The 18,400-nt window shown below is 71.2% G+C and carries 17 protein-coding genes; 9 read left to right on the top strand and 8 right to left on the bottom strand.

The features are described from left to right. Positions 1 to 4: 4 nt before the first annotated feature. Positions 5 to 964 (bottom strand): metal ABC transporter solute-binding protein, Zn/Mn family, encoded by a 960-nt coding sequence (locus tag KS03_RS14545; protein ID WP_045678845.1) that lies wholly within the window; start codon positions 962 to 964, stop codon positions 5 to 7. Between the two features lie 60 nt (positions 965 to 1,024). Continuing rightward, a complete protein-coding gene (locus KS03_RS14540; RefSeq protein WP_015876871.1) occupies positions 1,025 to 1,495 on the bottom strand; it encodes a Fur family transcriptional regulator in 471 nt (156 codons plus the stop codon). A 276-nt stretch (positions 1,496 to 1,771) separates the two neighbouring features. Here KS03_RS14540 and KS03_RS14535 point away from each other — a divergent pair, with 276 nt between their 5' ends. From KS03_RS14535 to KS03_RS14500, 8 genes are all read left to right on the top strand, one after another. After that, positions 1,772 to 2,548 (top strand): L-iditol 2-dehydrogenase, encoded by a 777-nt coding sequence (locus tag KS03_RS14535; RefSeq protein ID WP_015876870.1) that lies wholly within the window; start codon positions 1,772 to 1,774, stop codon positions 2,546 to 2,548. A gap of 4 nt (positions 2,549 to 2,552) precedes the next feature. After that, positions 2,553 to 3,512, top strand: a complete 960-nt coding sequence (locus KS03_RS14530) for a sugar kinase (protein ID WP_015876869.1) — start codon at positions 2,553 to 2,555, stop codon at positions 3,510 to 3,512. Further along, positions 3,500 to 4,894 (top strand): D-tagatose-bisphosphate aldolase, class II, non-catalytic subunit, encoded by a 1,395-nt coding sequence (locus KS03_RS14525; RefSeq protein WP_015876868.1) that lies wholly within the window; start codon positions 3,500 to 3,502, stop codon positions 4,892 to 4,894. The genes KS03_RS14530 and KS03_RS14525 overlap by 13 nt, the downstream gene beginning before the upstream one ends. 79 nt (positions 4,895 to 4,973) lie before the next feature. Then, positions 4,974 to 6,302: an ABC transporter substrate-binding protein gene (locus KS03_RS14520; protein WP_015876867.1), complete on the top strand. Its 1,329-nt coding sequence runs from the start codon at positions 4,974 to 4,976 to the stop codon at positions 6,300 to 6,302. 107 nt (positions 6,303 to 6,409) lie between these two features. After that, a complete protein-coding gene (locus KS03_RS14515) occupies positions 6,410 to 7,354 on the top strand; it encodes a carbohydrate ABC transporter permease (protein ID WP_015876866.1) in 945 nt (314 codons plus the stop codon). Further along, a complete protein-coding gene (locus KS03_RS14510; protein ID WP_015876865.1) occupies positions 7,351 to 8,208 on the top strand; it encodes a carbohydrate ABC transporter permease in 858 nt (285 codons plus the stop codon). The genes KS03_RS14515 and KS03_RS14510 overlap by 4 nt, the downstream gene beginning before the upstream one ends. Next, positions 8,205 to 8,924 carry an HAD family hydrolase gene (locus KS03_RS14505; protein ID WP_015876864.1) on the top strand — a complete coding sequence of 240 codons (720 nt, stop codon included), beginning with the start codon at positions 8,205 to 8,207 and terminating at the stop codon, positions 8,922 to 8,924. The genes KS03_RS14510 and KS03_RS14505 overlap by 4 nt, the downstream gene beginning before the upstream one ends. A gap of 83 nt (positions 8,925 to 9,007) precedes the next feature. Further along, positions 9,008 to 10,123 carry an ABC transporter ATP-binding protein gene (locus KS03_RS14500; protein WP_015876863.1) on the top strand — a complete coding sequence of 372 codons (1,116 nt, stop codon included), beginning with the start codon at positions 9,008 to 9,010 and terminating at the stop codon, positions 10,121 to 10,123. Positions 10,124 to 10,188: 65 nt separating this feature from the next. On the opposite strand, the gene KS03_RS14495 is transcribed toward KS03_RS14500, so the two are convergent. The 3 genes from KS03_RS14495 to dalD all read right to left on the bottom strand — a co-directional run bounded on the left by KS03_RS14495 (position 10,189) and on the right by dalD (position 14,190). Further along, complete coding sequence (locus KS03_RS14495) at positions 10,189 to 11,136, bottom strand: sugar-binding transcriptional regulator (protein ID WP_015876862.1); 948 nt, start codon at positions 11,134 to 11,136, stop codon at positions 10,189 to 10,191. Positions 11,137 to 11,194: 58 nt separating this feature from the next. Further along, complete coding sequence (gene xylB / locus KS03_RS14490) at positions 11,195 to 12,676, bottom strand: xylulokinase (RefSeq protein WP_015876861.1); 1,482 nt, start codon at positions 12,674 to 12,676, stop codon at positions 11,195 to 11,197. 119 nt (positions 12,677 to 12,795) lie between these two features. Then, positions 12,796 to 14,190: a D-arabinitol 4-dehydrogenase gene (gene dalD, locus KS03_RS14485; RefSeq protein ID WP_015876860.1), complete on the bottom strand. Its 1,395-nt coding sequence runs from the start codon at positions 14,188 to 14,190 to the stop codon at positions 12,796 to 12,798. Between the two features lie 292 nt (positions 14,191 to 14,482). On the opposite strand from dalD, the gene KS03_RS14480 reads away from it, so the two are divergent. Then, positions 14,483 to 15,304, top strand: a complete 822-nt coding sequence (locus tag KS03_RS14480) for an MFS transporter (RefSeq protein ID WP_015876859.1) — start codon at positions 14,483 to 14,485, stop codon at positions 15,302 to 15,304. Positions 15,305 to 15,388: 84 nt separating this feature from the next. Here the strand turns inward: KS03_RS14480 and kynA are convergent, their stop codons facing one another. The 3 genes from kynA to kynB all read right to left on the bottom strand — a co-directional run bounded on the left by kynA (position 15,389) and on the right by kynB (position 18,373). Next, the gene (gene kynA / locus KS03_RS14475) at positions 15,389 to 16,294 is read right to left on the bottom strand and encodes a tryptophan 2,3-dioxygenase (RefSeq protein ID WP_015876858.1); all 906 of its coding nucleotides are present in this window, start codon (positions 16,292 to 16,294) and stop codon (positions 15,389 to 15,391) included. 66 nt (positions 16,295 to 16,360) lie between these two features. Next, entirely contained in the window at positions 16,361 to 17,611 is a 1,251-nt protein-coding gene (gene kynU / locus KS03_RS14470; protein WP_015876857.1) for a kynureninase, read from the bottom strand. A 117-nt stretch (positions 17,612 to 17,728) separates the two neighbouring features. Beyond that, complete coding sequence (gene kynB, locus KS03_RS14465; protein ID WP_015876856.1) at positions 17,729 to 18,373, bottom strand: arylformamidase; 645 nt, start codon at positions 18,371 to 18,373, stop codon at positions 17,729 to 17,731. Between the last annotated feature and the right edge of the window lie 27 nt (positions 18,374 to 18,400).

Here is an 18,400-nt window from a genome sequence, read left to right as displayed (position 1 = left end):
GGTCTCAGTGGCGGCCCAGCGCGGTGCCCAGCGCCTCGAGCTGCGCGAGCATCCACTGCTGGAAGGTCTTGCCGGCCGGCTCGGTCTCGGTGACGCTGACGGTCGGCACGGACGCGTCCTTCGCGATCTTGAGCATGCGCTTGGTCATCGGCTCCTCGGCCTGGCTGTTGTAGATCAGCACGCGCACCTGACGCGTGCGCAGATCGTTCTCGAACGCCGCGATGTCGCTCGCGCTCGCCTCGGTGTCGTTCATGGTCGCGAGCTGGAAGCTCAGGTTGCGCATCGTCAGGCCGATCGCGTCCGACATGTAGCCGAACACCGGCTCGGTGGCGGTGACCGGCACGCCGCGGTATTGCGCGCGCAGCGCGGCGATCTTCGCGTCGATCGGCTTGAGCGAGGCGAGGAAGCTCGCGAGGTTCGTCTCGTACTCGGCCCGATGCGCGGGATCGGCCGCCGCGAGGGCGGCGGCGATGGCTCGCGCGGCGGCCGGCATCGTGGCCGGATCGTACCAGAGATGCGGGTTGTCGCCGGGCTTTTTGCCGACCAGGTCGGCCACCACGATGGTCTTGCGCGCGGCGTTGTTCGAGGCCGCCAGCAGCTTGGCCATCCACGGATCATAGTCGGCGCCGTTGTAGACCACCAGGTTGGCATGCTGCAGCTCGCGCGCCGTCTTCGGGCTCGCCTCGAACAGGTGCGGGTCCTGGTCCGGGTTGCTGAGGATGCTCGACACCGCCACGTTGGCGCCGCCGATTTGCCTGACCACATCGCCATAGAAGTTCTCGGCGGCCACCACCTGCAGCTTCGCGGCCTGCGCGAGCGCCGGCGCGGCGAGTGCGAGCGCGGCGCAGCCGGCGGCGAGCCAGCGGCCCAGGCGGGAGCGGACGGAGCGGGGGGAGCGGGGGGAGCGGGGGGAGCGGGGGGAGCGGGCGCGCAGCGGCGCGCGCGACGTGGCGGCGAAAGTCATGCTGATTCCTCGACGGAGTGGGCGAGCCGCGCGCCCGCAACGGGCGCGCGGCGGGACGGGTCACGCGTTCGGCGCGCCCTTGGGATGAGTCTTGCATTCGCCGCAGAGGCCCGTCAGCTCGATCACCTGACGGTGCATCTCGAAGCCGTGGGCGGATTCGCTGGCGGAGAGCTGGCGCGCGAGTTCGGCGCCGGGAATCTCGACGGTGTCGCCGCATGATTCGCAGATCAGGAACTGCCCCTGGTGGGGCGGGCCGATCTCGCAGCAGGCGAAGAACGCGTTGCGCGATTCGATGCGATGAATGAAGCCGTGCTCGACGAGGAAATCGAGCGCACGATAGACGGTGGTGGGCGGCATGCGGCCGCGCTCGGGCGTGAGTTCGGCGATCAGGTCGTAGGCGCCGATCGGCTTCTGCGCGGCCAGCACCTTCTCGTACACCTGCCGCCGCAGCGGCGTCCAGGTCAGGCCGTGCTCGGCGGCGAACGCATCGGCACGGGCGAGGCGGGCATCCAGGGACGAGGTCGAGGCCATGACGGTGCACCAGCGGAGAACGAGAGATAGCGGATGATATAACGTATCCAGCCATCGTGCATCCGGCCGGTCTTGCGCGGCCCGCAGCGGCGCCCCGCGCCGGCCGCCGTCGCGGCCCGTGCGATGCGGCGGCGCATCATCGAAAGCGGCGTTTTCGCCTTGACAGTCCCGATGCGGTATCCGATTATTCGATCGCAATCTGAGCAAATGATCGTTTAATGAGCGTTAGCTCAGTCAATACCGGATCACAGACGGATAACGAATCGGAGACAGCCAGTGAGATTGCAGGACAAGGTCGCGATCCTGACGGGCGCCGCCAGCGGCATCGGCGAAGCGGTCGCGCAGCGATATCTGGAAGAGGGCGCGCGCTGCGTGCTGGTCGATCTGAAGCCGGCGGGCGGCTCGCTGGCGGCGTTGATCGCCGAGCACCCCGAGCGCGCGATCGCGCTCACCGCGGACGTGACGCGGCGCGAGGACATCGCGCGCATCGTCGCCACGGCGGTCGAGCGCTTCGGCGGCATCGACATCCTGTTCAACAACGCGGCGCTGTTCGACATGCGCCCGCTGCTCGACGAATCCTGGGACATCTTCGACCGCCTGTTCTCGGTCAACGTGAAGGGCATGTTCTTCCTGATGCAGGCGGTCGCGCAGCGGATGGTCGAGCAGGGCCGCGGCGGCAAGATCGTCAACATGTCGTCGCAGGCCGGCCGGCGCGGCGAGGCGCTGGTCTCGCACTACTGCGCGACCAAGGCCGCCGTGCTCAGCTACACGCAATCGGCCGCGCTGGCGCTCGCGCCGCACCGGATCAACGTCAACGGCATCGCGCCGGGCGTGGTGGACACGCCGATGTGGGAGCAGGTGGATGCCCTGTTCGCGCGCTACGAGAACCGTCCGCTCGGCGAGAAGAAGCGCCTGGTGGGCGAGGCGGTGCCGCTCGGCCGCATGGGCCTGCCCGCCGACCTGACGGGCGCCGCGCTGTTCCTTGCCTCGGCCGACGCCGACTACATCACCGCCCAGACGCTCAATGTCGACGGCGGCAACTGGATGAGCTGACGCCATGGCCGAGCTCGTCGTCGCGGGCGAACTGCTCGCCGAATTCGTCGCCGCGCAGCGCGGCCAGGGCTTCGCCGCGCCGGGCGAATTCAGCGGCCCGTTTCCGAGCGGCGCGCCGGCGATCTTCGCCGATCAGGCGGCGCGCATGGGCGTGTCGGTGGCCTACGCGGGCTGCGTGGGACGCGATGCGTTCGGCGACGCGATCGTGGCGCGGCTCGATTCGCACGGCGTGAGCACCGGCGCGATCCGCCGCGTGGCGCGTCCCACCGGGCTCGCGTTCGTGGCCTACCGCGACGACGGCAGCCGCCAGTTCGTCTACAGCATCGACGGCAGCGCCTCGGCGCTGCTCGAGGCGGCCGACATCGGGTCCGAGCTGTTCGAGGGCTGCCGCTATTACCATGTGATGGGCTCGTCGCTGACGAGCGAGAACGCGATCGCCGCGGTCAAGCGCGGCGTGAGCGAGGCCGCGCGCGCGGGCGCCAGGATCTCGTTCGATCCGAACGTGCGCGCCGAGATGCTGGCCGCGTTCGGGCCGATGCGCGCCGCGCTGGAGGAACTGCTCGACGCCTGCCATCTGTTCCTGCCGAGCGAGGCCGACCTGCCGTTCTTCTGCGGCCCGCAGCCGGCCGAGCGCGCGATCGCCGGGCTGCTCGCCACGCGGCCGCTGCTGGAGCGCGTGGTGCTCAAGCGCGGCGCGGCCGGCAGCGCCGCGTTCGACCGCGAGGGCCGGCTCGAGATCGGCGGCTACGAGACCACCGAGCTCGATCCGACCGGCGCCGGCGACTGCTTCGGCGGCACGCTGGTGGCGAGCCTGATCCAGGGCTGGCCGATCGACGCGGCGCTGTCGCGCGCCAACGCGGCCGGTGCGCTGGCGGTGGCCAGGCTCGGGCCGATGGAGGGCAACAGCTCGCCCGCCGAGATCGTCGAATTCCTGGCCCGCCGGGGGGTGGCATGCCCGGCCTGAGCCCCGCCGCCGAATGCAGCCAACGCAGCGAACGCCGCGACGCGCAGCCGGCGGCCGATGCCGGCCGCACCCTCGGCGCGATCTTCGATGCCAATCGCGCCGGCGCGCGGCGCGGCATCTATTCGGTCTGCAGCGCGCATGCGCTGGTGCTGGAGGCGGCCTTCGAGGCCGCGCGCGACGACGGCTCGCCGCTGCTGATCGAGGCGACCTGCAACCAGGTCAACCATCGGGGCGGCTACACCGGCGCCACGCCGGCCGATTTCCGCCGCGACGTGGAGGCGCTCGCCGTGCGCACGGGCTTTTCGCTCGACGCGCTGGTGCTGGGCGGCGATCACCTCGGCCCGAACCCGTGGCGCCACCTGCGCGCCAAGGAGGCGATGCGGGAGGCGGCGGCGATGGTGGCCGCCTACGTGGCGGCCGGCTTCACCAAGATCCATCTCGACGCCAGCATGGCCTGCGCCGACGACGCCGCACCGCTCACCGACACGCTCGTGGCCGAGCGCGCCGCGCAGCTCTGCGCGGCGGCCGAGGCCGCGGCCGAGGCGGCCGGCACGGCGCCCGTCTACGTGGTGGGTACCGAGGTGCCGGTGCCGGGCGGCGAAGCGGGCGGCGAAGCAGGCGGCGAGGCCGACGGTGGCGCCGGCCCGATGTCGCATATCAGGGTGACGCGCGCCGAGGCGATCCGCGCCACGCTCGACGCCCATGAGGACGCGTTCGCGCGCTACGGCCTCGAAGCGGCCTGGGCCCGCACGGTGGCGGTGGTGGCGCAGCCCGGCGTCGATTTCGACGAACGCCGGGTGCTCGACTACGCGCCGGCCCGGGCCGAGGCGCTGGCCGCCAGCATCCTCGAGGTGCCGCGCTTCGTGTTCGAGGCGCACTCGACCGACTACCAGACCGAGGCCGCGCTCGCCGCGCTGGTGCGCGACCATTTCGCGATTCTGAAGGTCGGCCCCGGCCTGACCTTCGCGCTGCGCGAGGCGCTGTTCGCCTTGAGCTTCGTCGAGGACGCGCTGTTCGACGAGCCTCAGCGCTCGCGGCTGCGCGACGTGGTGGACGAGGCGATGCTCGCGCGCCCCGAGCACTGGGCGCCCTACTACCGCGGCGACGCCGCCGCGCAGCGGCTCGCGCGCCAGTTCAGCTACAGCGACCGGATCCGCTACTACTGGCTGCAGCCGGCGGTGGCCGCCGCGGTCGCGCGCCTGTTCGCCAACCTGGCGCGCCGCGCGCCGCCCGAGACGCTGCTCGCGCAGTGGCTGCCCGACGTCTACGAGGCGCGGCGCGCGCACGCGCTCGGCGACGATCCGGCCGCCTGGGTCCGCTTCCGGATCCGCCACACGATTGCCCGCTATGCTCGCGCGTGCGGGATGCAGCAAGGCGGGTAAGGCGCGCGCACCACCGCGCGGCGCCCGCATCACGATGGACAGACCCCAGACGACAAGCCGATAACACAGGAGACATGCCATGCAACGACCGACGCTCATCGCCGCCGCCACGCGAATCCTCGCGGGCGCCGCGCTCGCGTCGTCGGCGCTGGCCGCGCAGGCGGCCACGCTGACGATCGCCACGCTGAACAACCCCGACATGATCGAGCTGAAGAAGCTCTCGCCGGCGTTCGAGAAGGCCAACCCGGACATCAAGCTGAACTGGGTGATTCTGGAAGAGAACGTGCTGCGCCAGCGCGCCACCACCGACATCACCACCGGCAGCGGCCAGTTCGACGTGATGGCGATCGGCACCTACGAGGCGCCGCAATGGGGCAGGCGCGGCTGGCTCTCGCCGATGACGGGCCTGCCCGCCGACTACGATCTGAACGACGTCGTGAAGACGGCGCGCGACAGCCTCTCGTACAACGGCCAGCTCTACGCGCTGCCGTTCTACGTCGAGAGCTCGATGACCTACTACCGCAAGGACCTGTTCGCAGCCAAGGGCCTGACGATGCCGGCCCAGCCGACTTACGACCAGATCCGGCAGTTCGCCGACAAGCTGACCGACAAGGCCAACGGCGTCTACGGCATCTGCCTGCGCGGCAAGGCCGGCTGGGGCGAGAACATGGCCTACGTGTCGACCGTGGTGAACACCTTCGGCGGCCGCTGGTTCGACGAGAACTGGAACGCCCAGCTCACCTCGCCGGAGTGGAAGAAGGCGGTCACCTTCTACGTGGACCTGCTGAAGGCCGACGGCCCCCCGGGAGCGAGCTCGAACGGCTTCAACGAGAACCTGACGCTGACCGCCTCGGGCAAGTGCGCGATGTGGATCGACGCCACGGTGGCGGCCGGCATGCTCTACAACAAGCAGCAATCGCAGGTGGCCGACAAGATCGGCTTCGCGGCCGCGCCGGTGGCCGTCACGCCGAAGGGTTCGCACTGGCTGTGGGCCTGGGCGCTGGCGATCCCCAAGACGTCCAAGCAGCAGGACGCCGCCAGGAAGTTCATCACCTGGGCGACCTCGAAGCAGTACGTGGAGGCGGTGGCCAAGGACGAGGGCTGGGCCTCGGTGCCGCCGGGCACGCGCCAGTCCACCTACGCGCGCCCCGAGTACAAGGCCGCCGCGCCGTTCTCGGACTTCGTGCTGAAGGCGATCGAGACGGCCGACGTCAACGATCCGTCGCTGAAGAAGGTGCCGTACACGGGCGTGCAATACGTCGGGATTCCTGAATTCCAGTCGTTCGGCACGGTCGTCGGCCAGTCGATCGCGGGCGCGTTGGCCGGCCAGATGACGGTCGACCAGGCGCTCGCCGCGGGCCAGGCCGCGGCCGACCGCGCGGTCCGTCAGGCCGGCTACAAGAAGTAAGCCGGGCCAGTCGCGCGACCCGTGCCGGCCAGGCGCGGGTCGCCTCGCCGCAAGGCGCACGCGCTGCCGCGCGGCATGCGGGTGCGCCAGTTTCAGGAGGTCCGAGCATGCGTCACTTACGTCTTCCCCTACATCATCCGGCGCCCATGACCGATTCGTCTCCCGCCTCCGCCGCGTCCTCGCGCGGCAAGCCCGCCCGCTGGCTCGTCGCGCCGTCGGTGGCGGTGCTGCTGCTGTGGATGTCGATCCCGCTCGCGATGACGATCTGGTATTCGTTCCGGCGCTACAACCTGCTCAATCCGGACGAGAAGGGCTTCACCGGCCTCGACAACTACCGCTATCTGGCCACCGACCCGTCGTTCCTGCCCGCGATCTGGCATACGCTGGTGCTGATCGTGGCGGTGCTCGCGATCACCGTGGTCGGCGGCGTGCTGATGGCCGTGCTGTTCGACCGCAAGTTCTATGGGCAGGGCATCGCGCGCCTGCTCGCGATCGCGCCGTTCTTCGTGATGCCCACCGTCTCGGCGCTGATCTGGAAGAACATGATCCTGAACCCGGTCTACGGCCTGATCGCCCACCTGATGCGCGGGCTCGGCATGACGCCGATCGACTGGTTCGCCGACTACCCGCTGAGCGCCGTGATCATGATCGTCGCCTGGCAATGGCTGCCGTTCGCGTTCCTGATCCTGTTTACCGCGATCCAGTCGCTCGACCAGGAGCAGAAGGAGGCCGCGCGCATCGACGGCGCCGGACCGTTCGCGATGTTCTTCTACATCACGCTGCCGCACCTCAAGCGCGCGATCGCCGTGGTGGTGATGATGGAAACCATCTTCCTGCTGTCGATCTTCGCCGAGATCTACACCACCACCGGCGGCGGCCCCGGCAACGCCACCACCAACCTGTCCTACCTGATCTATGCGCTCGGCCTGCAGCAGTTCGACGTGGGCCTTGCCTCGGCGGGCGGCATCCTCGCCGTCGTGCTCGCGAACGTCGTGTCGTTCTTCCTGGTGAGGATGCTCGCGAAAAACCTCAAAGGGGAGTACGAAGCATGAGCGACCTGACCGCAAACCGCGCCGCGGGCTCGCCGGGCGGCGCGTTCGGCACCGTGAAGCGCGCCATTCCCGGCGTGCTCGCCTGGCTGATCGCGCTGCTGCTGTTCTTCCCGATCTTCTGGATGGCGATCACCGCGTTCAAGACCGAGCAGCAGGCCTACTCGATGTCGCTGATCTTCACGCCGACGCTCGACAGCTTCCGCGAGGTGTTCGCACGCAGCAACTATTTCGGCTTCGCCTGGAACTCGATCCTGGTCTCGGTCGGCGTGACGCTGCTGTGCCTGCTGCTCGCGGTGCCGGCCGCCTACGCGATGGCGTTCTTCCCGAACCGCCGCACCCAGAAAGTGCTGCTGTGGATGCTGTCCACCAAGATGATGCCGTCGGTGGGCGTGCTGGTGCCGATCTACCTGCTCTGGAAGAACTCGGGCCTGCTCGACACCGTGAGCGGCCTCGTCATCGTCTACACGCTGATCAACCTGCCGATCGCCGTGTGGATGACCTTCACCTACTTCGCCGAGATCCCGCGCGACATCCTGGAGGCGGGCCGCATCGACGGCGCCACCACCTGGCAGGAGATCGTCTACCTGCTGATGCCGATGGCGCTGCCCGGCCTCGCGTCCACCGCGCTGCTGCTGGTGATCCTGTCGTGGAACGAGGCGTTCTGGAGCATCAACCTGACGAGCTCGAACGCCGCGCCGCTGACCGTGTTCATCGCCTCCTACTCGAGCCCCGAGGGGCTGTTCTGGGCCAAGCTGTCGGCGGCCTCGCTGCTGGCCGTGGCGCCGATCCTGATCGTCGGCTGGCTGTCGCAGAAGCAACTGGTGCGCGGCCTCACGTTCGGAGCGGTCAAATGAGCGCGAGCGACATGCGCCTGCCCGCCGGCGAGGGCCGCGACCGCCTGCTGATCTGCGATTGCGACGGCGTGCTGATCGACAGCGAGGCGGTGGCCGCGCGCGTGCTGGTGAGCGAGCTGGAGGCGCGCTGGCCCGGCGTGGACGTGCGCCCGGTGGTGCTGCCGCTGCTCGGGCTGCGCACCGAGTGCCTGCTCGAGCGCGCGGCCGGCCAGGTCGGCCGCGCGCTTGCGGGCGCCGAGATCGCGGCGATCCGCGCGGCGGTGGAGCGCGCGGCGGTGCTCGCGCCGGCCGTGGACGGCATCGACGCGGCGCTCGCCGCGATCGCGCTGCCGATGGCCTGCGCCAGCAACAGCAATCGCGCCTATGTGGAGGCGGCGCTCACGCGCACCGGCCTCAAGCCCTACTTCGGCGAGCGGCTGTTCTGCGCCGACGGCGTTGAACGGCCCAAGCCCGCGCCCGACGTCTATCTGGCCGCCGCCCACACGCTCGGCTTCGCGCCCGAGCACTGCCTGGTGGTGGAGGACAGCGCCACCGGCATCACCGCCGCGGCCGCGGCCGGGATGGCCGTGATCGGCTTCATCGGCGGCGGCCATGCCTCGCCGTCGCAGGTCGATGCGCTGCGCGCGGTCGGCGCGCGCCGCGTGTTCGACCGGATGGACGCCTTGCCCGGCCTGGCCGCGCAGTGGATCGAGACCGGCAGCGTGCCGTTGCAGTAGGCGAAACGAATCGCGTGCCGCGCCGGCGCCACCGGCCGCGCGGCGCGTCACGAAATCAGCGGTAAGGAAAGCGGAGACAAATCATGGCAAGCCTGCTTCTGCGCAACATCGGCAAGCGCTACGACGACAACGAAGTGCTCGGCAACGTCAACCTCGACATCGCGGACGGCGAGTTCGTGGTATTCGTCGGCCCGAGCGGCTGCGGCAAGTCCACCCTGATGCGGATGATCGCCGGGCTCGAGGACATTTCCAGCGGCGACCTGCTGATCGACGGCGTGCGCGTCAACGACCTGGCGAGCGCCAAGCGCGGCATCGCGATGGTGTTCCAGTCCTACGCGCTGTATCCGCACATGACGCTGTACGACAACATGGCGTTCGGCCTCAAGCTGGCCGGCGCGAAGAAGCCCGAGATCGACGCGGCGGTGCGCAACGCCGCGAAGATCCTGCACATCGACCATCTGCTCGACCGCAAGCCGAAGCAGCTCTCGGGCGGCCAGCGCCAGCGCGTCGCGATCGGCCGCGCGATCACGCGCAAGCCGAAGGTGTTCCTGTTCGACGAACCGCTGTCGAACCTCGACGCGGCGCTGCGCGTGAAGATGCGCCTCGAGTTCGCGCGGCTGCACGACGAGCTGAAGACCACCATGATCTACGTGACGCACGACCAGGTCGAGGCGATGACGCTGGCCGACAAGATCGTGGTGCTGTCGGCCGGCAGCGTGCAGCAGGTGGGCGCGCCCAACACGCTCTACCACGCGCCGGCCAACCGTTTCGTGGCCGGCTTCATCGGCTCGCCGAAGATGAACTTCCTGGAAGGCGTGGCGCAGGCCGTGACGGCCGACGAGGCGGTGGTGCGCTTCGAATCCGGCGAGGCGCAGCGCGTGGCGGTGCGCACCGGCGCCTTGAAGGTCGGCGACAAGGTGACGGTCGGCATCCGCCCCGAGCATCTGCTGGTGGGGGCCGCGCCCGACGGCGCGGGCGTGTCGGTGCGCACCATGGCGGTGGAGTCGCTCGGCGACGCCGCCTACCTGTACGCCGAAACGCCGGTCGCGCCGGACGGCATGATCGCGCGGATTGCGCCGCTCGAGACGCACCGGCCGGGCGAGATGCTGCGCGTGCATGCGCAGCCCGAGCACTGCCATCTGTTCGACGCCGGCGGCCTCGCGTTCGAGCGGCGCTCGCCGCACGCGCTGGCCGCGTGAGGCGGCGCACGGCAGCGCCGACTGCGCGGTAGGCCGCGCAGTCGGCCTGGCGGCCCGGTTCGGACTCAGCCGGCCAGCGCCGCCCGCGCGCAGGTCTCGTCGGTGACGAGTCCCGACAGCCAGCCGCCGCGCAGCGCGGCCAGCACGGCGGCCTGCTTGCGCGGCCCGCCCGCGAAGCCGATGGTCGGCCGGCGCGGCGGCGCCTCCATCGACACGCTCGTCACGCGCGCCGTGGACGGCGTGACCACGCGCCGGCCTTGCGCGTCGATCGGCAACCCGACCATCTCGGCCACCGCGCCGCACGCCATCATCTCGTTCAGCTCGTCGGGCGTGAGGAAGCCGTCCACGAACAGCGGACAGTCCGGCCCGACGTTGCCGATCCCGACGAACGCCACGTCGGCGTCGGCCGTCAGTTGCTCGACGATGCGGTAGAGCCGGTGGTTGCACCACTGCGCGCGTTCGGCGTCGTTGTCGGCGACGAGCGGCGCCGGCAGCAGGAAGTGCTTGCCACCCGTCTTCTCCGAGATGTGCTGCGCGACGTCGTAGGGGTTCGACGAGCCGTCGCGCGCGATCGCGCCCACCATCGACACCAGCCGGTGCTGGGGGCGATCGAGCTGCGCGATCTGCGCGACGGCCGCCTTCAGCGTGCGGCCGCTGCTGACCGCGATCACCATCGCGCGCTCCTCGTTCAGGTAACGCTCCATGACCTGCGCACCCGCCACCGCGAGCTTGCGGTCGACCGCGTCCGGGGTGTCCGAGTCGATCGGCACCACCTCGCACATCGACAGGCCGTAGCGCTTCGAGAGCTGCGCGGCCAGATCGAGGCAGTCGGCCACGCCGTGATCGACGCGCACGCGGATCAGGTTCTTCTCGACCGCGAACGCGACCAGCCGCTGCGCGACCGGTCGCGACACCCGCAGCTTTTCGGCGATCTCGTTCTGGGTGTTGCCGGCCACGTAGTAGAGCCAGGCGGCGCGTGTCGCGAGATCGAGTTTTTCAGAGGATTTGGACACGATGTGTGGACTGTCGGACGAGCGGCTGGACAAGGAGCGGATCGTAACGCAGGCGCCGTCAGGCGAGGCGTGCGCGCGACGGTTCGAACAGCGGCCGGACGTGGCGATACAGCGCGCGATAGGTCTCGAGTCGCTCGCGCAGCCACGCATGGCGGCCCGCGGCCGGCACGTACTCGGCCGACAGCGGCGGCTTCGTCAGCACCTGCGCCGGGTCGCCGCCGTCGGCGAGCCAGCCGAGCCGCGCCGCGCCGAGCGCCGCGCCGGTGGCGCCGCCGCCGAGCTGATGGGTGCGCACGTCGAGTGCGTCGGCCACCAGCTGGGCCCAGTACGCGCTGCGCGCGCCGCCGCCGATCAGCGCGAGCGAGCCGGCCGCCGAGCCCGCCGCGACGAGCGCGTCGTGGCCGTCGGCGAGCGCCAGCGTCACGCCCTCCAGCACCGCGTAGCCGAGCCGCGCGCGATCGGTGCCGTGCGTCATGCCGTAGAACACGCCCTGCGCATAGGGGTCGTTGTGCGGAGTGCGCTCGCCCGACAGGTAGGGCAGGAAAAGCGGCGCGTCGGCGAGCGCGGCCGGATCGAGCGCCTCGACCTCGCCGATCAGGGTCGGCTCGTCGGTGCCGGTCAGCTTGCAGACCCAGCGCAGGCAGCTCGCCGCCGACAGCACCACGCTCATCTGCTGCCAGCGGTCCGGGATCGCGTGGCAGAACGCGTGCAGCGCCGATTCGGGGTAGGGCATGAAGCGGTCGCCGACGATGCTGAGCACCCCCGAGGTGCCGAGCGAGACGAAGCCGTCGCCGGGCTGCGTCGCGCCGATGCCGAGCGCGCTGGTGGCGTTGTCGCCGCCGCCGCCCGCCACCACGATGCCCTCGCGCAGGCCCAGCTCGCGCGCCACCTCGGCGCGCAGCGTGCCGGACGGTGCGTTGCCCTCGACGACGCGCGGCATCTGCTCGCGCGTCATGCCCCCCGCCTCGAGCAGCGCGTCCGACCAGTCGCGGCGCGCCACGTCGAGCCACAGCGTGCCGGCCGCGTCCGACGGATCGGACACGCGGTTGCCGGTCAGCTGCAGCCGCAGGTAGTCCTTCGGCAGCAGCACGCAAGCGATCTGCGCGAACGTCTCGGGTTCGTGCGCGGCCACCCAGATCAGCTTGGGCGCGGTGAAGCCGGGCATCGCGAGGTTGCCGGCGAGCCGGTGCAGGTCCGGCGCGCGCCGCGTGAGCGCCGTGCATTCCTCGTCGCTGCGCATGTCGTTCCAGAGGATGGCGGGGCGCAGCACGCGGTCGTTGCGATCGAGCAGCACCGCGCCGTGCATCTGGCCCGACAGGCCGATGCCGCGCACCTGCGCATAGGCGGCGGGATGGCGTTCGCGCAGCGCGGCGAGTGCCTCGCGCGTGCCGCGCCACCAGTCTTCCGGATGCTGCTCCGCCCAGCGCGGATGCGGGCGCGACACGCTAAACGGCGTACCCGCCGTGCCGACGACCGCGCCGTCGGGGGAAAGCAGCAGCACCTTGACTTCCGAGGTGCCGAGATCGATGCCGAGATACATGGTGGGGGCGGGCCGTGGGTCGTCTGAGAGTCGCTAATGTAGCCGGGCGACGCGGCCCATGCCAATGCCGGTTGACCCGGAGCGGGCCGGGCTTGGCCGCCGCGCGCCCTGCGGGGCGCTCACGCGAGCCAGGCGTCGACGCGTGCGAGCCCGGCGCGCAGCGCCCGCACCAGCCGCTCGTCGCCGGCCAGCGAGCCCCACAGCGCGCGCTCGGCGGCCAGCGCGGCGACCGGATCGTCGGCCGCCACGATCGCGCGCGCGACGCCCGGGTCCATCACGCCGTCCTGGTATTCGTAGGGCAGCAGGCCTTGCGCCCAGCGGCCCAGGAAGCGCAGGAACAGCGCCGGCAGCACCGCGGTGGAGACCGGCTCGGCGCCGCGCGCGAAGCAGTCGGCGAAGGTCGGTGCGATGAAGCCGGGGATCTTCGAGAAGCCGTCGGCCGCGACACGCTGGTTGGTGTCGAGGACGTAAGGGTTGCCGAAGCGTTCGAGCACCACGTCGCGATAGCGCGCGAGATCGAGCGGGCTCGGCCTGAGCGAGTCGATCACGTCGTCGCTCACGTAGGCATGCGCGAGCGCGCGGATCGCCGGATCGTGGGTGCCTTCGTGGATGTAGGTCAGGCCCGCGAGCGTGCCGGCCCAGGCGATGCAGCTGTGGGTGGCGTTGAGGATGCGGATCTTCGCCTCCTCGTAGGGATGGACGTCGTCCACCAGCTCGGCGCCCGCCAGCTCCCAGCGCGGCCGGCCCGCCACGAAATCGTCTTCGATCACCCACTGGATGAACGCTTCGCCCATCACCGAGCAGGCGTCGTCCACGCCGGTGGCGGCCTTGACGCGCTCGCGCACGTCGGGGGTCGGGCGCGGCGTGATGCGGTCGACCATCGCGCTCGGGCACGACACGTGCGCGTCGAACCAGCCGAGCAGGCCGTTCAGGCCGCGCCGTTCGAGGAATTCGCGCATCCCGGCGCAAAACCGCGCGCCGTTGCTGCGCAGGTTATCGCAGCTTTGCAGCGTGAGCGGGCCGGCGCCGCGCGCCTGCCGCTCCGCCAGGAGCGCCGCGAGCGCGCCATAGATGGTGGTGCGCGCGCCCTGCAGGTCGGCCGCGAGGTCCGGGTTGCCGGCGTCGAGGCGGTTGTGTTCGTCGAGGTAGTAGCCGCCCTCGGTAACCGTGAACGAGACGATCCGACAGGCCGGATCGGCGCCCGCCTCGATCAGCGCGGCGAGGTCGATCGACCAAGGCAGCACGCGCGCGATCGAGCCGATCGTCTCGTAGGCGCGCTCGCCGTCGGGCGTGACCGTCTCGAGCGTGTAGCGGCCCTGTTGCGCGGCCAGCGCATCCATCGTCGCGCGCATGTCGTCGCGGATGTTGGCGACCACCAGCGACCAGCGGCTGGCCGGGTCATCCGGCGCGGCCTGTTCGTTGACGCGGTGCAGATACCACGCCTGATGCGCGCGATGGAACGAACCGGCGCCGATGTGGAGGATCACCGGCGCGGCGGTCGGCGGAGGATTCATCCCTTGTCTCCTTGCGGCCGGACATGGCCTCGTTAAGATCATTTGCTCTATTGGTGGGCGAATGATCGTATTCGGCTCCGCGAAAGTCAAGGCGGCCGCACGGGATTTCGATGCTGCACTGCGGCGCTCCGCCCGTCCGCTGGGCGTCTGCCCGCCCCGGGGCATCGAATCGGCCTATGATGCGCGGGCTCGTTCGCGGCCGCGGCGCCGCCGGGCGCGCGCGCCGCGCATCGCGGCAGGCCGCCTGCCATGATTCGGCGCGCGGAACGCGGCATCCCGAGGAGAGACCGACATGAACCGATTCGCGCCGCGCCGCGCGGCCCGCTGCCGATCGCCCGCCGCCCGGTTCGCAGCGGGCGCGGCCAGGCCGGCCCGCTTCGATGTCGGCGCGGCGCTCGACCATGGGCCGTTCACGCCGAGGCAGGCGCTCGCGGTGCTGCTCGCGGCGCTGTCGATCGTGCTCGACGGCTTCGACGGCCAGTTGATCGGCTTCGCGATTCCCGCCCTGATCCGCGAGTGGCATCTCACGCGCGCCGCGTTCGCACCGGCCGTGGCGGCCGGCCTCGTCGGGATGGGCATCGGCAGCGCCGGCGCGGGCCTGCTCGCCGACCGCTCCGGCCGCCGCCGCGCGGTGATCGCGAGCGTGTTCGTGTTCGGCGCGCTCGGCTGCGCGGTGGCGATCGCGCGCTTCGGCTCGCGCTGGCCGCTGCTGTCCTGCAGCCTAGGCGGCGCGGCGAGCGCGGCCTGGCTGCTCGGCATCGACGCAGCCGCAGCCGGCCAGCGCGGCTGGCTGCTGTTCGGGCTCGGCCTGCACGGCCTGTTCGTCAATGCGGTGCAGGCGAGCCTGTATGCACCGTGCGCCGGCCTGTATCCGACGCCGGTGCGCGCCACCGGCGCCGCCGGCGCGCTGCTGTTCGGGCGCCTCGGCGCCATCCTCGGCGCGTTCGCGGGCGCGTTCGTGATCACCTCGGGCGGTGCCGCCGGATACTGGGGCATGCTGGCCGCGGCGATGGCGGCCGCCGGCCTCGCGCTGGCGCTGCTGCGCGGCCATCTGCGGCCGTGGCGCGCGCAACCGGGCGCGGCGCCCGGCGGGCCGGCGGCACGGCGGCGCTGAGCCGCGCCGCGCGAGACGTGCCGGCGCGGCAAGGAAAGCAGAGGGAAAGCGAGCCGCGGCCGGCGCGTGGGCCGCGGCTGTCACTCACAGCGTCGTGCGCACGTGCCAGAGTTCCGGAAACAGCACCACGTCGAGCATCTTGCGCAGGTAGGGCGCGCCGTTGGTGCCGCCCGTGCCCTGCTTGAAGCCGATGATGCGCTCGACCGTCGTGACGTGGCGGAAGCGCCACTGGCGAAACGCATCCTCGAGATCGACCAGTTCCTCGGCCATCTCGTACAGATCCCAGTGCGCCGACGGCTCTCGGTAGACGGCGAGCCAGGCCGCCTCGACCGACACGTCGTGCGTGGTCGGCGCGCGCCAGTCGCGCGCGAGCCGCTCGGCCGCGATCGGGAAGCCGCGCCGCGCGAGCAGGCGCACCACCTCGTCGTACAGCGACGGCGCGTCGAGCGTGGCCTCCACTTCGGCCAGGATCTCGGGCCGGTGCGCGTGCGGCTTGAGCATCTGCGCGTTCTTGTTGCCGAGCAGGAACTCGAGCTGCCGGTACTGGTACGACTGGAAGCCCGACGACGCGCCCAGGTAGGGCCGCATCGCCGAGTACTCGGACGGCGTCATGGTGGCCAGCACGTTCCAGGCCTGCACCAGCTGCTCGAGGATGCGCGAGACGCGCGCGAGCATCTTGAAGGCGGGCGGCAGCGCGTCGCTGCCGATCGAGGCGAGCGCGGCGCGCAGCTCGTAGAGCGCGAGCTTCATCCAGAGTTCGCTGGTCTGATGCTGGATGATGAACAGCATCTCGTTGTGATCGGGCGAGAGCGGATGCTGGGCCGTGAGGATCGGGCCGAGCGAGAGGTAATCGCCGTAGCTCATCGACTTCGAGAAGTCGAGCTGCGCGTCGTGCCAGCCCTCGGGGCCGTCCGGTGCGGCGGCCGGGGCGCCCGAGAACGGGCAGCGCGCGGCGTCGGGCGCGCCCGCTTGCGGTTGATGGGAACTCATGATGGGGGACTCTCCGGCTGGTTTCGTTGCAACGGGTCGGCTCGGCGGGCGATGCGGCGCCGCGGCTCAGGTCACGGCGGTTCGCGCGGCGAATTCGGGCGCCTGCCAGGCCCGGGTCTCGAGGATCTCGCGCAGCACCTCCACGGCGTCCCAGACATCCGCGTAGCGCGTGTAGAGCGGCGTGAAGCCGAAGCGCAGGATGCGCGGCTCGCGGTAGTCGCCGATCACGCCGCGCGCGATCAGCGCGCGCATCACCTCGTAGCCGTGCGGGTGCTCGAAGCTGACCTGCGAGCCGCGTCGCGCATGCTCGCGCGGCGTGACGAGCGTCAGGTCGAGCCCGGCGCAGCGGCGCTCGACGAGCGCGATGAAGGCATCGGAGAGCGCGAGCGACTTGCGGCGGATCGTTTGCATGTCGGTCTCGTGGAAGATGTCGAGCCCGCACTCCACCATCGCCATCGAGACGATCGGCTGAGTGCCGCACTGGAAGCGCGCGATGCCGGCGTCGGGCGCGAAGCCGGGCTCCATCGCGAACGGCGCGCGGTGGCCCCACCATCCCGAGAGCGGCTGCTCGAACTGCGCGAGGTGGCGCTGCGGCACCCAGACGAAGGCCGGCGAGCCGGGGCCGCCGTTCAGGTACTTGTAGGTGCAGCCGACCGCGCCGTCCGCGCCGGCGCCGTTCAGGTCGACCGGCACCGCGCCGGCCGAATGCGCGAGATCCCACAGCATCAGCGCGCCGGCCTGCTGCGCGTGGCGCGTGACGGCCGGCATGTCGTGCAGGTAGCCGGTGCGGTAGTTCACGTGCGTGATCATGGCCACGGCCGTCTGCGCGTCGATCGCCGCTTCGAGTTCGGCCGGATCGTCGACGAGGCGCAGCGTGTAGCCGCGATCGAGCTGGGCGATGAGGCCCTGCGCGATGTAGAGATCGGTCGGGAAGTTCGAGCGCTCGGAGACGATCACGCGGCGTTCGGGCGCGCGCTTGGCCTGCTCGCGCAGCATCGCCGAGAGCAGCTTGAACAGGTTCACCGAGATCGTGTCGGTGATCGTCACCTCGCCGCTCGCCGCGCCGATCAGCGGGGCGAGGCGGTCGCCGAGGCGGCGCGGCAGTGCGAACCAGCCCGCGGTGTTCCAGCTGCGGATCAGGTCGCGGCCCCATTCGTCGGCGATCACGGCCTGCGCGCGCGCGGCTGCAGCGGCCGGCCGCGCGCCGAGCGAGTTGCCGTCGAGGTAGATCGTGTCGTCGGGCAGCAGGAAGCGGCCGCGCAGGGCGGCGAGGGGGTCGTCGCGATCGAGCGCGAGTGCGTCTTCACGTGAGTTCATGGCGAAATCCGGGTGAGGAAAGAACCAATCCTGATTCAGGCCGGCGGCCGCGGCCGGCAGGCGGATGACCGGGAGCGGGGGCGATCTGCGGCCCGAGCCGCCGCCGCGGCCCGCCGCCTACGGCGCGGCCGGTGCCGGCAGCGCGCGCAGCACCGCGCGCACCGGGCTTGCGTCGAGCGTCGTAAACTTCAGCGGCAGCGCGATCAGCTCGTAGTCGCCCGCCGCGACCTCGTCGAGCACCAGCCCTTCGAGGATCGCCATCGCATGCGCGCCGACGCGCCGGTGCGCGTCCATGGTCTTCGATTCCTGCGGGTCGAGCGACGGCGTGTCGATGCCCACCAGCCGCACGCCGTGCGCGGCGAGCAGGTCGATGGTTTCGGGCGCGACGGCGCAGAATGCGCTGTCCCAGGTCTCGCGCGGGGCGCGCGCGTAGGTGCGCAGCAGCACGCGCGGCGGCGCGCCGGCGAGCGAGGCGGCCAACTGCTCGGGCCGCACCAGCGGCGCGGCGCCCAGGCAGTGGATCACGCGGCACGCGCCGAGGTAGGTGTCCAGCGGCACGGCACCGATCGGCGCGCCATGCGCGTCGTAGTGCAGCGGCGCGTCGGCATGTGCGCCGGTATGCGGCGAGAGCGTCAGCCGGGCGACGTTGACGGGCGAGCCGGCCTCGATGCGCCAGACGCGATCGACCGACACACGCGTGTCACCCGGCCAGACCGGCGTATCGGCGAAAATGTCGGGGGAGATGTCCCAAAGCGTAGCCATCTGCGTGTGTTTTCGGGGTATCGATGC

The organism is Burkholderia glumae LMG 2196 = ATCC 33617 (assembly GCF_000960995.1).
Lineage (GTDB): Bacteria > Pseudomonadota > Gammaproteobacteria > Burkholderiales > Burkholderiaceae > Burkholderia > Burkholderia glumae.
The sequence above is the reverse complement of the archived record's forward strand: the minus strand, read 5'-3'. Positions and strand labels throughout refer to the sequence as shown.